The sequence below is a fragment of the Nodularia chucula CCY0103 genome (assembly GCF_963923915.1).
GTDB classification, from domain to species: domain Bacteria; phylum Cyanobacteriota; class Cyanobacteriia; order Cyanobacteriales; family Nostocaceae; genus Nodularia; species Nodularia chucula.
In genome coordinates this window covers 22,724-37,378 of sequence record NZ_CAWUOL010000046.1, presented here as the reverse complement: position 1 = coordinate 37,378, position 14,655 = coordinate 22,724, and the positions used below count along the sequence as shown (strand labels likewise).

The window sequence follows — 14,655 nt, the reverse complement described above, 5'->3', positions numbered from 1 at the left end:
AAACTACTATACCTGAATATGTAAAGTTTTGTAACGAGATTCAACATTTCTGCTAAAAGAGGTTTAATATCTTGGCTTTGTAACCCTACCCATTCTCCACCTTTTTCTATTAAAAGTTTTTTCAACAGTTCTCTCGCTTGGGCTGCACCTGAACGAATTTGTTTTGAACGTACCAAGCAACCGCGAGTAAAATCAAATTTTCTGTAATCAATTAGTCGCCTCAATGCAGCACCTATAAACTTGCCATCTTGCTGAACTGTAGTTACTCCTATCTTCACTTTTCTATTATTGCCAACAATTCGGAAATCTAGATATCCAGTGTCTGCTGTACTAGCTTCTATCTCTTCAATGTCTTCAATGCTAACTCCCTCTAAAGTTTCACCGATTAGACTAACGAAAGCCAGCCAAAGAGCCTCGGCAATTGTTGCTTCTTCTTCCATTAATGAATCAATAGAAGTTTCTACATTGGCTAACTCATTATCGAAGTATGGTTTAACAGGATGGGGAGTCTTAGATGTCCCATTACCATCATCTCTGAGGTTTTCCTTCTGTGTATCTGTTTGCTCTCCTTTATCAACAATACTCTGATTACCAATAAAATTTTCTCCACACCACTTTAAAACTGATCTAACAGTAGGTCTACTTCTACCAAGTTCTCTAAGTTCATTTTCATCAAAAGGGTAAAGGGCATGAGGCGGACTTTGTTGATGTTTCTGATAAAAATCTTTTAGCCATTGACCTACTAAGGCAACAATATCATCGGAATTAAGAAATTTTAATTCAATTGGTTGTCTATCAAATTGCTCACTTACTAATCTATCCATAACGGCCTCTGCTCGTGGTAATGCCCTGATTTGGTCATTCCAAGTTTCAGGATACATCGCCAATAAGAAAACACCTCTTTTGAGATTGTTATATAAATCCTTAACCAAGTTAGCAATAATTTGTGCTGCTGTAAAACCATTATCCGCAATGTCAGCAACATCTAACTCATCAAAACAAATCACCGGGATTCTATAATCACTAACTATGTCTAGAATTTGGCGAATATTACTTAATGCTTCAGATTCTCTATCTTCTTTACGTCGATTTGGTAGCCCCATTGCTTTAGCATCTTCCTGTGTCAATTCCAAGCCAGATAACCAGGAATTTGCATAAGTAACATGATCTGGGGAAAGTGTCCACAAAATAGCCTGAATTATGTAAGGGTTACTAATCTCAGGTTTAACTTGCAGAATAAATTTTGTTAATTGTGCAACTAATTTATTTGAATATTTTTTCAACCAACTTGGGAAGTTTTCTATATATTGCTGCGGCGTATATTTCCATTCTCTAGATTCGTTAATTAACGCTGCTGCTATTTCTTGCCACTGCATCACATTTTGACTACCAAATGCTCTCAAGCTAGATGCAATATTTTGTAAAACTTGAGATTTAATTTGATTTAAGTCATCATATTTACTCATGTAAATAAATAAATTACCTTCTTCTGTCTGTAAACGATGCCGAATGCGACTAATAATATGGCTTTTACCTAAGCCTTTTTCTGCTGTAAGCGTAATACCAACAGTTTCACGTTGTTTTTTTCGGATTTGTTCTACTGCATGAAATACTGCATCTGAAGCATGAGCATTAATAGTAGGAACATCAGGAAAACTTTTACCCCATATTTGTGGAGGTCTAACAACAATATGTCCTGCAAATGGGTTGTGTTCTTGAATCAGTTGATCAATGGTAGATGTGTTAGGAGTCATGGTAATGTAAAGTGAAGGTGTGAAGGAACAAATATTTAGCTTTATATACGCTTTGCATAGCAGCGTAAGCCATCAAGTGGTGTTGTAATAGAATCTTCTATCTTGTCCCGTGCGCTATCTTCTACTGTTCCCCCTTGCAGTTGAAAAATATCATCAGCTTGCATTTCCAGGAGAAAATCATTAAATTCTGTACGGGTAACTCGTTCGCCTATTGTTCTTCTAATACGATAAATAGGGACTAAATTATTAGAGCTATATTCATAATTCAGCTTGTCGTATACTTCCAAGGCGACAGACTTAAACTCATCGTAAGAAGCAATATTTGCACTTTTAACCTCATTCACTGGTGCAGATGTACCAACATTTACATCTATCTGACTAATCCACCGCACCAAAGCATTAGCCGCCCAAGTACCAACAATAGTTCCTTCAAACTTAAAATCACCACTTCTCAAACTCTCACCTAGAACCTCCAAACCCTTCGGAGAATTTAAAGAGTATCCAGTTTTAGAAATGGCGATCGCCCCTTGTTCCTCTAATTCTTTAAATATATGCTTATAATCTGCTACCTTCTTACCCTTAGATATAATGCGCTTCGTTAGTTGACCTTTCTTTACTTCCTGCTTTGTTCCTCCCAAATCCCACAAAGCCAGCAGCAGACGCGTTTTAGCTTGGGTAGCCTGTAAAAGATTTTGTCCCGCACCCATACTGTGTTTCCTATTAGACTAATATTTATAATCATAATGTGATTTGATGAATTTAGGTACAAAAAACCGATTATTTGCTAAATATGTCCTATCACTAGCTAAGTGTATTCATCAAAAAAGGTTAAATATGTAAAAATTAGCGTTACTGAAACCAAGTATGAATTTAAATGTAAAGACATTCCGAATAACATCTCTACAGGGTTTTTAACATCATCACAAATACTGTTAATACTTCAAATCAGCAACGCCTAAAAATCAATAATTTTGAACCCACACAGGCGGATTTACCTACGGGGAGACGCTTCGCATCATGTCTGTGTAGCCGCGATTTCTAAGCCCTTAAAAAAATGATTATTGCATAGCCAAAATTTCCTGCGCCCGATTAATATTATCCCGCACAGATTGCGCCGAAATCTGCAAAGCTTCTCTTTCCCCATCGGTGAGATGCACTTCCAAAATCTTCTCAATTCCACCGCAACCCAAACGACAGGGAACACCAATTACAACATCATTTAAACCGTATTCACCCTGTAAATAAGTGGCCACAGGTAATAAACGCGACTGATTCAACAAAATAGATTCCACCATCACACTCGCAGCTGAAGCAGGGGCAAAAAATGCGCCACCAGTTTGCATCAATTCCACAATTTCCGCACCCCCGTTGCGGGTTCTCTCTACTAAACGGTCAATTGTATCTGTATCTAATAATTCAGTAATGGGAATGCCGTTAACCGTCGCATAACGGGACAAGGGAACCATTAAATCACCGTGGCTACCTAATACCATCGCCTTGACATCAGCCGATAATACCCCTAATTCTAAAGCAATAAAAGTTTCAAATCTAGCTGAGTCCAATACCCCAGCCATACCCATTACTCGATGGCGTGGTAAACCTGTCGCTTCCCAAGCTAAATAAGTCATCACATCTAAAGGATTGGTGATAATTATAAAAATAGCATCGGGAGAATGTGCGATCGCACTCTTAGCAGCTTCCACCACAATTTTTGCATTAATTTTCAGCAAATCATCCCGACTCATTCCCGGTTTACGGGGAATACCCGCAGTAATTACCACAATTTGGGAATCAGCAGTATCTGCATAATTATTAGTGCCAATAATTTGACGATTATGTAACTCAATACCCCTAGCTTCCGTCAAATCCAATGCCAAACCTTGAGGCATTCCCGGTACAATATCCAACAACACCACATCTGCAAGATTTTTCTCAGCAATGCGTTGGGCTAAAGTGCTACCAACTTTACCAGCACCGATAATGGTTACACGAGGTGAACGACATAGAATAGAAGAAATCATAATAATTCGTAATTCGTAATTCGTAATTAAGAAAGTTAGACTTTATTGGCTTGAGCCAATTGTTGCAGCATCAGAGGATGTTTTAAAAGTTTTAGGCGAATATAATTCGCTACTACACAGGCCAAGTCCACCTGCGTGGACTAATGAAAAATCAAGGTTTTTAACCCGCGCAGGCGGGTTTAGTTTGTGTAGCCGCGACTTCTAGTCGCCAGGGCTAGTAATAATCGATACTTTACAAACATCCTCTCAGACATACTATAGATTAATATAACTTTAGCTAAATTATCAAAGTAGGTAGTCAAAATGAGTGCAGAACAAGATTTATTAACGAAGTGGCTTTCCCTTCCACAAGACAAACAAGAGGAAGTCTTAGATTTTGTGGAATTTCTTCACTTGAAAACCTCTGTAAATAAAACTCCCTTGGGAGAAAGGTTACGCCAAATTCGCTCTAGAATTGTTGCTTCTGGGAAACGTTTATTAGATGAAGATGAAATAGAGAAAGAACTCGCTAGTCGCAGAGGAGTGTCAAAGGGTAGAGAGGGATGAAAATAAAATGCAATATTTAAACCTGCGGGGGCAGGTTTTGTTTGTGTAGGTTCAGACTTGACTCTGAAATTTATTCAAATTCTTCAAGTTGATCTAAACGTAACCAAATATTTGGTGTTGGCACTTTCCCGAATTTTACCAGAGCGTAATCACCTTTAAGATCAACAATTTCCCCCTTGCTATCGAACAAATAAGAAGGAAAGCGAGAATCACTGGCTTTGGCTTCCAGACTATTTTCTAGTTTCTCGCGGATAGCGCGTACCATATTTCCCTTTTTGACTGCCATAAATTTACTCTTGAACTTCTGGATGGTTGTAAAAGAATTTTAACTTGTACCCAGATGCAATTTCACTTAAGAATATCTTGAACACAAAAGGACAAAGCAAATATTCCACTCCCTACTCCCCACTCCCTCAACTTTGACACTGGGGGCAAAAATGACTAGAACGCCCAGCTAATTTAATGCGCTGTATGGGAGTAGCACACACTCGGCAAGGTTCCCCAGTGCGATTATATACCCACGCTACACCGCCATAATTACCGTTAACGCCCTGGACATTCAGGAAGTTACTAAAGGTCGTACCCCCGGCGGCGATGCTGGTTTCTAATACTTGAATGATATTGCTGTGTAAAGGCTGAATTTGCTCTCGCTGCAAATCTATACACAGGGTTGTGGGTAAAATACCACTTTTAAATAATGCTTCGTCAGCATAAATATTCCCTAACCCTGCTACCACTGACTGGTCTAATAGTGCGGTTTTGATGGGACGACGGCGATTTTGTAATTTAGCGGCTAGATATTCAACGGTGAATTGGGGTGAAAAAGGGTCTACGGCTAGTTTGGCTAAACCAGTCATGATGCTTTCTACTGGGACTCCTGGGGGAACTGACCACATTTGACCAAAGGTGCGCTGGTCTACAAAGCGTAATTCTTGCTGTGCGCCAAAAAATAATCTGACTCTGGTGTGCTTGTGTAATGGTTCAGTTTGGTCTAACCACAGTAGTTGTCCAGTCATCCGCAAATGCACCCCTAACCAGTGAATCTGAGGAGTGGGGGTGAGTTCTGCTAAAAGATATTTACCACGACGATGCCAAGCGGCGATCGCACTTCCGGTAATTTGAGCAATAAATTCATCAATAGAAAAAGGGTAGGCGATGGTGCGGTTTAGCAACACATCCCCACCCGTAATTTTTTGGTGCAGGGTCATTTGATTTAGACCTCTGCGAACTGTTTCGACTTCAGGCAATTCAGGCATTTAAGCTGATAAAACAAGCAAGTTTTAGGTATTGGGGATGAAATAGATGCATTAGTGGGGAGTTTTGACACTCACGAGGGGCAGGGTACGCACCCTCAAGCACTAATGACTAGTTTATCCCCTTTAGGGTTATACCGCTTATTTCTTGGCTTTAGCCTTTGGTGCTTCTACCTCTACTAATTCGTCGATGGCAAAGTTATTGGTGTTGATACCAGAGTAGTTGACCTTATCAAACCGGACAATTGCTGCATACTTAATGCCACTTTGGTCGATAGTAGCCACAGTGCCTACTTCTTGAAACCAGTAGGATTCGGGGCGGAGAATACGTACTTTAGAACCACGTTGAACCATGAGTATCTTCCCTTTGTAATGATCTATGGCAATATATAGGGCTATTTGATTTCACTGTACATCGTCAAGGTCGCCCACAAAGGATTTGTTAAGTTATTTATCTGATTTAAGTAGCCGGTTGTAACTGGAAAATTCAAATAAGTGTCACAAAGTTATTGACAAAAACCCAATGATCGCTTACTTTCGTTCGCAACTAGATAAATTTGCAAAAGTTTATGTTTTACTTAAAACGAACACGCTACCCTCGTTACCCCTGCCAATTCGCAAGTCCTCATCTATATAGGTGATGTCTAACCAGCCTTGCTGTTTATCACTGTTTATGACAGTATCAAAAGCCGTAAATTTTTTCCCAGATTCAATTTCTTGGATAAATGTGGCGGGAGAACTGTAAGCGATTAAACGTTTTAAACCCAAAATCGAGCGCTGGAATTTTACTTGGACTCGTTTTTCTGAAACTGGTTCAAATTTCGCAGCTACGCTAACTAAACCTTCTAAATAAGGTAAGCCATAAATTTCGGCTATGTTGTAAACGCTGCTGGTGTTGACCCGGATACACTGATAAATTTGACCAAGTTTAGCAAAGGGAATCCGATCTAAGTTCAAAAGTGCTTTGCTGCTGGTGTAGATTAACCGCCAATCACCGTTAAGCAAATGAGTTGCTTCTAAGGGACGAGGTGTGGGATTGAAGTCTTCTAAGTTGGCGATCGCCGCTAATATAGCCTGTTTTTGGGCTGCGTTAGCCAGTAATCCCCGATTTGTACCTGCGATCGCATCAATGAGATTTGCTTTACCCAGCATGGTTGATCACCTAAAAAATCATTAAATATCATTTATCGGAAATCGATATTGATCTCCTCTGTATGTATACAGGCTGACAAAACCTTAGTAATTTACTTGTGCTGACTTTACCACTATTAAATAAAATAATTCTGTCAGCTTACGGATTTATTCACACCAGAGTTGAATGGATAATTAAATTATCCCTTCTCAGTGATAGACTGCTTAATGTCTAGTTACATAAACCTTTTTGTGTGTTCGTAGATATGTTGCATTCTCCCTTAAGTGAAGCACCGCGTAACCAACGCGCCAGAGTAATTCCATCAAAGCAAGAATTTTCTATGCTGGACTGGTTGCAAATCCAAGGTCGCCTAGTAGCACGTAACGTTCAAGAAACAGAACTGTCACCAGAAGAAGAAATATCGGACTTATTGAGTTCGGAAGACGGAATCGATGATTACGATCTTGATGATGACAGTGATGCAGGAATAGACGATGATTAGCCTCTACAGGCTAGAGAGGATAACCGCAGCGCGGAAGGGAAAATCTCAAATCAACAGACAAATTACCTGTTAAATGAGACAATATACCTTTGATTTTGCCGTGCTGCACTAGATAATATCTATTGTCCTCATTGTGGAATTTTATAAGTGTGGAGTGAAGGGAATTTTGGTGGACGCTAAATTATCTCCTAGTCAAGGAAGTCAAGGAACAAATATTTCGGGTATTACATTAGCTTCTAGTTTAGTGGTCGCGCTGACCATCGCCGCCTGGACACTGGATTGGTTGGGGCATAGAACCCCTTGGGAAGGGATGTCACTGACTTTACCATTGTTGCTGTGTGCGGTGGGTTCAGCCGCTATGGGTTTTGTCGTCATTCCCATGTTGCAAGCATTGAAAACTGGGCAAATCATCCGGGAGGATGGACCCCAAGCCCATTTAAAAAAAGCTGGTACACCGACGATGGGGGGAATATTTTTTGTCCCTTTAGCTGTGGCGATCGCCTGCGTATTATCTAATTTTGCCACAGATGTACTTGCCGTTGCCGCCTTAACTCTCAGTTATGGATTTATCGGCTGGTTAGACGATTGGCAAATTCTCCGCCGCAAATCAAATAAAGGCATATCTCCCAAGATGAAACTGGCTTTGCAAATCGGATTTGCAGGCTTATTTTGTCTATGGCTGATGTCTAATCAAGATTCTAATATTACAAATATTGCTTTACCTTGGGTAAGTTTTGCACTACCTTTGGGATTTTTATTCTGGCCTTTGGCTGGCTTTGTGCTAGTTGCAGAAAGTAACGCCACTAATTTAACTGATGGTATTGATGGTTTAGCGTCTGGAACAGTGGCGATCGCCTTACTAGCATTAGGTGCAATCATCGCCCCCGCTCACCCTGGATTAATGGTCTTTTGTGCCGCATTAAGTGGTGGTTGCTTAGGTTTCTTAGCCCACAACCGCAACCCAGCCCGCGTCTTCATGGGTGACACTGGTTCCTTAGCACTGGGTGGGGCTTTAGCATCTGTAGCACTACTAACTAATAGTTTAGTAGCCCTGTTCATTCTCAGTGGCATTTTCTTTGTAGAAACCATTTCTGTCATCGCCCAGGTAACATACTATAAAGCCACAAAAGGCCCTGATGGTAAAGGCAAACGCCTCTTAAAAATGGCTCCTCTACACCATCACCTAGAATTAACAGGCTGGTCAGAATTACAAGTAGTAACAGTCTTTTATATAATCGCTGCCATTTTAGCTGTCGTTTGTTTAGCGTTAGCGTAGCTCTCCGCAGAAATCGCACCCTTTTAAAATTTTTGCACTTTTAACAAATTGATTTAACAAATTACCGCCCCTGGATATCCGGGGGTGTTTCTATAGGAGGGTGCAGGGGGTAGGGTGTAGGGTGTGGGGATAAGCCTTGAAACTCCATAATTAAAAGGGTTTTATGATATTTGTCCTCACCTCTTTTGTCTCATATCAAGTCCGGTTGAATACTTACGAAACGCGAAAATATGCCAGACTTTTATTTTATCTCCCCTCCTCGCTTGCGCTACCGTGTACACACATCCTGAGCCAAAAAGGGTTTCCAGCCCTAAAAACCTAATTTCACTGTAAATCCAGTTCCCCTCCTCGCTTGCGGGGAGGGGCTAGGGGTGGGGTCTTATGACACAAACCAGAATTTGCCGATTTGTGTGTACATAGGGGTTCCTCGCTTGCGGTCTGGGGTTAGGGGTGGGGTGACATGATTCTGGTAATCGTAACTAATTAAACGGAGATGATATCAGTTATATCCAAACATCATCCATAGAGTTTAATCTATGAATAAACTCAAAAAATGATTATATAAGAATTAATTACAGTAGACATTATAGATTTATTTTGTTAATTAATTCCTTTTTTGTAAATATGACAGTAAGATAAAAATAATATTAAGCAAAAATAAATTTCCTTTATTTAGAATACTTAGCTAACTGATAGCCAAGTTAATTCTGCTCCCAGAATAGTTAATTTATGCTGTCAATACAGAGGTTAATTTCATGGCTCAGTTTCTCCTAGAGACTGTTTGGCTAGTTCCTTGCTACGCCTTAACAGGTGGACTTTTGGCAATTCCCTGGTCGCCGGGAATCATTCGCAAAACAGGCTCAAGACCAGCAGGTTATGTCAATTTAATTATGACATTTTTGGCATTAGTTCATAGTGTCTTAGCTTTCCAATTAACTTGGAATCAACCACCCCAAGAAATATTTATTCCTTGGTTATCTACCGCAGGTTTAAACCTCACCATTGCTTTAGAAATTTCTTCAGTCAGCATAGGTGGAATGGTGATAGTAACTGGCTTAAATTTCTTAGCCCAAATTTTCGCTCTGGGTTACATGGAAATGGATTGGGGTTGGGGACGCTTCTATTCCTTATTGGGATTGTTTGAAGCGGGATTATGTGCATTATGTTTGTGCAATAACCTATTTTTCAGCTATGCAATTTTGGAAGTCCTGACATTAGGAACCTATCTATTAGTAGGCTTATGGTTTAGCCAACCTTTAGTAGTCACTGGTGCTAGAGATGCTTTCTTAACCAAGCGGGTAGGAGATTTATTCTTACTCATGGGAGTCTTGGGTTTATGGACTTTATCAGGGACTTGGGATTATACAGAGTTAGAAGTATGGGCAAATAATGCTCAAGTAGATCCCACGGTGATTACATTAGTAGGTTTAGCATTAGTTGCGGGACCGATGGGTAAATGCGCTCAATTTCCTTTGCATTTGTGGTTAGATGAAGCGATGGAAGGCCCTGTTCCCAGTACAATTTTGCGGAACTCGGTAGTGGTTGCTAGTGGTGCGTGGGTATTAATTAAACTGCAACCTGTCTTAAGTTTATCGCCTGTAGTTTCATCGTTTATAATCGCCATTGGTGTCGTGACTGCTGTGGGTGCATCCTTAATTGCGATCGCTCAAATTGACGTGAAACGCTGCTTATCTTATTCTGTTAGTGCTTACATGGGCTTAGTGTTTATTGCTGTCGGCACACAACAAGAAGAAACAGCACTATTATTGGTACTTACCCATGCTTTAGCTTCAGCATTATTAGTCATGAGTAGCGGCGGTATTGTTTGGAATAGCATCACCCAAGATGTCACTCAACTGGGCGGACTTTGGACACGTCGCCCGATTTCTGGGTTAGCTTTCATTGTGGGAATATTAGGATTAATTGCTTTTCCCCCGTTAGGTAGCTTTTGGGCTTTGGTGGAATTAGCCGATGGACTGTGGGACACTTCCCCTTGGTTAGTGGGAGTTATTATTTTAGTAAACGCCTTAACAGCTTTCAGTTTAACCAGAGAATTTGGCTTAATTTTCGGTGGTAAAGCTAAACAAATGAGTGAGCGATCGCCTGAAGTTCACTGGCCAATGATCATACCCATGATGATTTTATTTGGCTTGGTTTTGCATTTACCTTTAGTTTTACAAAGCTTATCAATATTACCAAGTTGGGCAAGTCTGAATAAAGATGTCGTGCTATTACTAATTTGGTCAAGTATTTTCGGTTGTAGCATTAGCGCGGTCATTTATTTAGGCAATATTCCCAAACCAATTCGCCTCCCTTGGAAACCTTTACAAGACTTATTTGCTTACGATTTTTACACACCAAAACTCTATCGCATCACTATCATATTCGGCGTTGCCCAACTTTCCAAATTGGCTGATATGATTGACCGCTTTATAGTTGATGGCGTAGTGAATTTAGTGGGGTTATTTTCCCTCTTAGGTGGCGAAGGTTTAAAATACAGTACCACTGGAAGAACTCAATCTTATGCCTTTACTGTACTTTTAGGAGTAGGCGTTTTCTGTGCCTGGATAACTTGGCCATTCTGGAAAATCCAGTTTTTAGATTTGATGTTTTAATCCTGGACTCATTTGAGGATTGTAAGTAAGGTAGATGGAAGAATAATTGAACGCAGATAAACACAGATAAACGCAGATAAATACATAGATAGGTAAATTCTAGAATATGTTGAGTTTTCTGATTTGGATACCAATTCTCAGTGCTGTAATTATCGGGTTTTTACCGGGTAAAGTTGTCTCAGCTAGTCGCATCCGCTTAGTATCTTTAATTGTAGCAGGTATAGTTTTCTGCTGGAATTTGTTTATTTTGCTGAAATTCGATATCAGCACTCCAGGGATGCAATTTGAAGAATATCTACCGTGGAATGAAACTTTGGGTTTAACTTATCAACTAGGGGTTGATGGGTTATCAATTATGATGTTGGTACTCAATAGTTTACTCACCTGGATTGCTATTTACAGCAGTGATAAAGAAACTGAACGCCCACGACTTTTTTATTCGCTAATTTTATTTATTAGTGGTGGCGTTGCTGGGGCATTTTTAGCAGAAAACCTGTTGTTATTCTTTTTGTTTTACGAACTAGAATTAATTCCCTTCTATTTATTAATTTCCATTTGGGGAGGAGAAAAACGGGCTTATGCTGGTATTAAGTTTTTAATTTATACTGCTGTTTCCGGTGCTTTCATTTTAGCCACTTTCTTAGGTCTGGTATTCCTCACTGGTGCTAACAGTTTTGCCTTCGATGCTGTCTCTACTCAAAATATTTCCGCAGGTTTACAACTCGTCCTCTTAATAGGAATTATTATCGGCTTTGGAATTAAAATACCTCTCGTTCCCTTCCATACTTGGCTACCTGATGCTTATGTTGAAGCTTCCGCACCCATTGCGATTTTGTTGGGTGGCGTGTTGGCGAAGTTGGGAACCTATGGACTGTTACGCTTTGGGATGGGAATGTTTCCCCAAGCTTGGACTGTGGTTGCACCAACTTTAGCTATTTGGGGGGCTATTAGTGCGATTTATGGGGCGGTAATTGCGATCGCGCAAACAGACATCAAGCGCATGGTAGCATACAGTTCTATCGGTCACATGGGTTATGTATTATTAGCCAGCGCCTCTAGCACAGCTTTAGCGTTAGTGGGCGCAGTGGCGCAAATGTTCAGCCACGGTTTGATTCTGGCCATTCTCTTCCACCTAGTCGGGGTAATAGAATCTAAAGTTGGTACGCGTGACTTAGAAAAACTCAACGGCTTAATGAGTCCTATTCGCGGTTTACCTTTAATTAGCGCTTTACTGGTTCTTAGTGGGATGGCTAGTGCGGGAATACCTGGTTTAACAGGATTTGTGGCGGAATTTATTGTATTTCAAGGTAGTTTCTCAGTTTTTCCTTTACCAACTATCTTATGTGTCGCATCTAGCGGCTTAACAGCAGTGTATTTCGTTATTCTCCTCAACCGCACCTGTTTTGGCAAGTTGGATAATAATTTAGCTTACTACGCCAAAGTTGTCTGGGCGGAAAAGATTCCGGCTATAGTTTTGGCTGCTCTAATTATCTTTTTGGGTGTACAACCGACTTGGTTAGTGCGTTGGAGTGAAAGTACAACTACAGCTATGGTGGCGACAATTCCCCCAATAGACAAAACCATAGTTGCTCATCTTGCTGTGAAATAGTTATTCCCCGAACAAAATTTACTGGAGATAGTAATTTATGCAACGGAAAAAACTTAATTTAGGTTTAGCGATCGCTACTACAATTTCTATCACACTCAGCCCTGTTTTAGTCCAAGCCCAAACGAAAATTCGAGATTTACAGCAATCACGAGGCATAACTTTATCTGGTAAAGTTATCAGTGTCGTTGGCAATGATTTTACACTCAGCGATGGTACAGGTCAAATCATTGTTGATGCTGGACCACGTTGGTGGAAAGAAATTAATGTTTTGCCAGGGGAAGAATTAACAGTTGTTGGCGAATTTGATGAAGGTGAATTTGATGCTTTTACCATTACTCGCGCCAATGGTAATGTAATTAATATTAGACCTGCTGCTGGTCCACCACCTTGGAGTCGTAGCCGTGGAAAAAGGTAATAAATAATTTGCATCGTCCTTTGTTATGTATCTGAATATTTGATGACTTTACTAAATCAGATATAGACAAAGGACAAAACCAGCACAAAAATATTTTCTGAAAAATTTTTACAAGCCTTTTTCCGCGAAATCAGCATAATAAATACCAAGAAATTACAATGGTACAAACTCCAGAAAAATCTACTAATAAACTACCTCCTTCTCAACATGAATTTGCTGAGATAATTCATCGGCTAGAAGCAGGTGGCTCCATGTTGCCTGATACACCAGAAAATTTAAAACAAATCATCGGCATTTATAAAGCCTATGCCGTACCGATGGATTTCTACTGGCGTGACTTGCTTTATATCGCCGAACGAGTATTTTTAAACCCCTTACCCTTCTTTAAATACTTCTTGCCTAAAGAGTATTTGGAATTGCATAATCATTATGCCGGCGATGATGCTGAGTTGAGAGTTTGGCGCGGTGAAGCTACTGCACATCCTGAACTTTTGGCATTTATGGAAAAGGGTGAAACCTTGAAAATGCCTAAGTTATTACATCATTTATTCCATGACCGCATCAATATGGAATTTGCTGAAGCTTGTATGCGGGCTATGTTTTGGCACAGGGGAATGGGTGGGAAATTTGACCCTTATTTAGATAGTCCAGAATATAAAGCTAACGCTGATAGAGCTATCAAAGCTTATTTCCAAGGAAACCCCATAATGTTGGGGCTTTATAAACTGTTCCCAGATATGTTTCTAGAACAGTGCCGCCAAATGTCTTACTATTCTAATTTGGGGCTATTCTGGGAAGTTATGGCTCCGGTATTTTTTGAAATGTCAGATTTATATGACGATGGTAAAATTACCACTGTCCCAGAAGCGATGAATTTTCTGGTAAATGGCATTTTTGCTGTAGCAAATCGTCCTATTTACCATCATGTTTATATCCGTGGTGAATGTTACGAAATCGTTCCCAAATCTGAAGGTTTTGTCTGGTTGTATGAAGCTGCATTACCTTATGTCGAAGCTGTTTTTTACCGCACAGCACCTTTTAGGGGAACAAAATCTTATAATGCTCAAGCGGGTCAAGTACCAAATAAGCAAGAAGATTTCCACTATGGTATTCTCTATGCTGATGTATTTCCGGTGGGGACAGCAGGTATTCCCCCAACATTATTAATGCAAGATATGCTGCATTTTTTGCCAGAATATCTGATTGAAGATTACAAAAAACATTGCCGAGGCAAAGATGATATGTTGATTCAGTTGGGAATTACTTTTCAACGGTCAATGTACAACGTTACATCTGCGGTAATTCAAGCATTACGTACAGCATTACATCATCCTTTAGATGACCCTGACCCTGAGCATTTACAAGCCAATAGAGACTTTTATGAGTCGCAGTTAAATCGCTTTACTCGGACTGATTACGGTATGCGTGATGCGGCGCGTCTGCGTGATATTCAAAGCCAGGATTATCGTTGATATCTTCTCACCGCTAAGTCAGTAGGGTGGGTTAGACGGCGACAAAACTTTGCACAATAG

Annotated in this window: 14 protein-coding genes; 7 read left to right on the top strand and 7 right to left on the bottom strand. The window is 40.2% G+C overall.

The window, feature by feature from the left end:
• The 3 genes from ACM0OP_RS13995 to mdh form a co-directional block, all read right to left on the bottom strand.
• Positions 1–1,754, bottom strand: a 1,754-nt coding sequence (locus ACM0OP_RS13995; protein WP_414529027.1) for a hypothetical protein, incomplete at its 3' end; no start/stop codon positions are given.
• Positions 1,755–1,795: 41 nt separating this feature from the next.
• Positions 1,796–2,461, bottom strand: coding sequence for a hypothetical protein (locus ACM0OP_RS13990; RefSeq protein WP_414529026.1), 666 nt, complete (start codon positions 2,459–2,461; stop codon positions 1,796–1,798).
• 351 nt (positions 2,462–2,812) lie between these two features.
• Positions 2,813–3,775 carry a malate dehydrogenase gene (gene mdh, locus ACM0OP_RS13985; protein WP_414529025.1) on the bottom strand — a complete coding sequence of 321 codons (963 nt, stop codon included), beginning with the start codon at positions 3,773–3,775 and terminating at the stop codon, positions 2,813–2,815.
• Between the two features lie 303 nt (positions 3,776–4,078).
• On the opposite strand from mdh, the gene ACM0OP_RS13980 reads away from it, so the two are divergent.
• Complete coding sequence (locus ACM0OP_RS13980) at positions 4,079–4,321, top strand: hypothetical protein (protein WP_414529024.1); 243 nt, start codon at positions 4,079–4,081, stop codon at positions 4,319–4,321.
• A gap of 70 nt (positions 4,322–4,391) precedes the next feature.
• On the opposite strand, the gene ndhO is transcribed toward ACM0OP_RS13980, so the two are convergent.
• The 4 genes from ndhO to ACM0OP_RS13960 all read right to left on the bottom strand — a co-directional run bounded on the left by ndhO (position 4,392) and on the right by ACM0OP_RS13960 (position 6,726).
• Complete coding sequence (gene ndhO, locus ACM0OP_RS13975; RefSeq protein ID WP_414529023.1) at positions 4,392–4,607, bottom strand: NAD(P)H-quinone oxidoreductase subunit O; 216 nt, start codon at positions 4,605–4,607, stop codon at positions 4,392–4,394.
• 127 nt (positions 4,608–4,734) lie between these two features.
• On the bottom strand, positions 4,735–5,577 hold the full coding sequence (locus ACM0OP_RS13970; protein WP_414529022.1) for a DNA-formamidopyrimidine glycosylase: 843 nt from the start codon (positions 5,575–5,577) through the stop codon (positions 4,735–4,737).
• Positions 5,578–5,715: 138 nt separating this feature from the next.
• Positions 5,716–5,928 carry a photosystem I reaction center subunit IV gene (locus ACM0OP_RS13965; RefSeq protein WP_089090839.1) on the bottom strand — a complete coding sequence of 71 codons (213 nt, stop codon included), beginning with the start codon at positions 5,926–5,928 and terminating at the stop codon, positions 5,716–5,718.
• Positions 5,929–6,141: 213 nt separating this feature from the next.
• Positions 6,142–6,726, bottom strand: a complete 585-nt coding sequence (locus ACM0OP_RS13960; protein WP_414529021.1) for a PAP/fibrillin family protein — start codon at positions 6,724–6,726, stop codon at positions 6,142–6,144.
• Between the two features lie 245 nt (positions 6,727–6,971).
• On the opposite strand from ACM0OP_RS13960, the gene ACM0OP_RS13955 reads away from it, so the two are divergent.
• The 6 genes from ACM0OP_RS13955 (at position 6,972) to ACM0OP_RS13930 (ending at position 14,595) form a co-directional block, all read left to right on the top strand.
• A complete protein-coding gene (locus ACM0OP_RS13955; RefSeq protein WP_414529020.1) occupies positions 6,972–7,208 on the top strand; it encodes a DUF3134 domain-containing protein in 237 nt (78 codons plus the stop codon).
• A 169-nt stretch (positions 7,209–7,377) separates the two neighbouring features.
• Positions 7,378–8,484, top strand: a complete 1,107-nt coding sequence (gene mraY / locus ACM0OP_RS13950) for a phospho-N-acetylmuramoyl-pentapeptide-transferase (RefSeq protein ID WP_414529019.1) — start codon at positions 7,378–7,380, stop codon at positions 8,482–8,484.
• A 755-nt stretch (positions 8,485–9,239) separates the two neighbouring features.
• Complete coding sequence (locus ACM0OP_RS13945; protein WP_414529018.1) at positions 9,240–11,099, top strand: NAD(P)H-quinone oxidoreductase subunit F; 1,860 nt, start codon at positions 9,240–9,242, stop codon at positions 11,097–11,099.
• Positions 11,100–11,205: 106 nt separating this feature from the next.
• Positions 11,206–12,708 carry an NADH-quinone oxidoreductase subunit M gene (locus ACM0OP_RS13940; protein WP_414529017.1) on the top strand — a complete coding sequence of 501 codons (1,503 nt, stop codon included), beginning with the start codon at positions 11,206–11,208 and terminating at the stop codon, positions 12,706–12,708.
• A gap of 37 nt (positions 12,709–12,745) precedes the next feature.
• Positions 12,746–13,123, top strand: coding sequence for a NirD/YgiW/YdeI family stress tolerance protein (locus tag ACM0OP_RS13935; protein WP_414529016.1), 378 nt, complete (start codon positions 12,746–12,748; stop codon positions 13,121–13,123).
• Positions 13,124–13,281: 158 nt separating this feature from the next.
• Complete coding sequence (locus ACM0OP_RS13930) at positions 13,282–14,595, top strand: CO2 hydration protein (RefSeq protein WP_414529015.1); 1,314 nt, start codon at positions 13,282–13,284, stop codon at positions 14,593–14,595.
• The last annotated feature ends 60 nt before the right edge of the window (positions 14,596–14,655 follow it).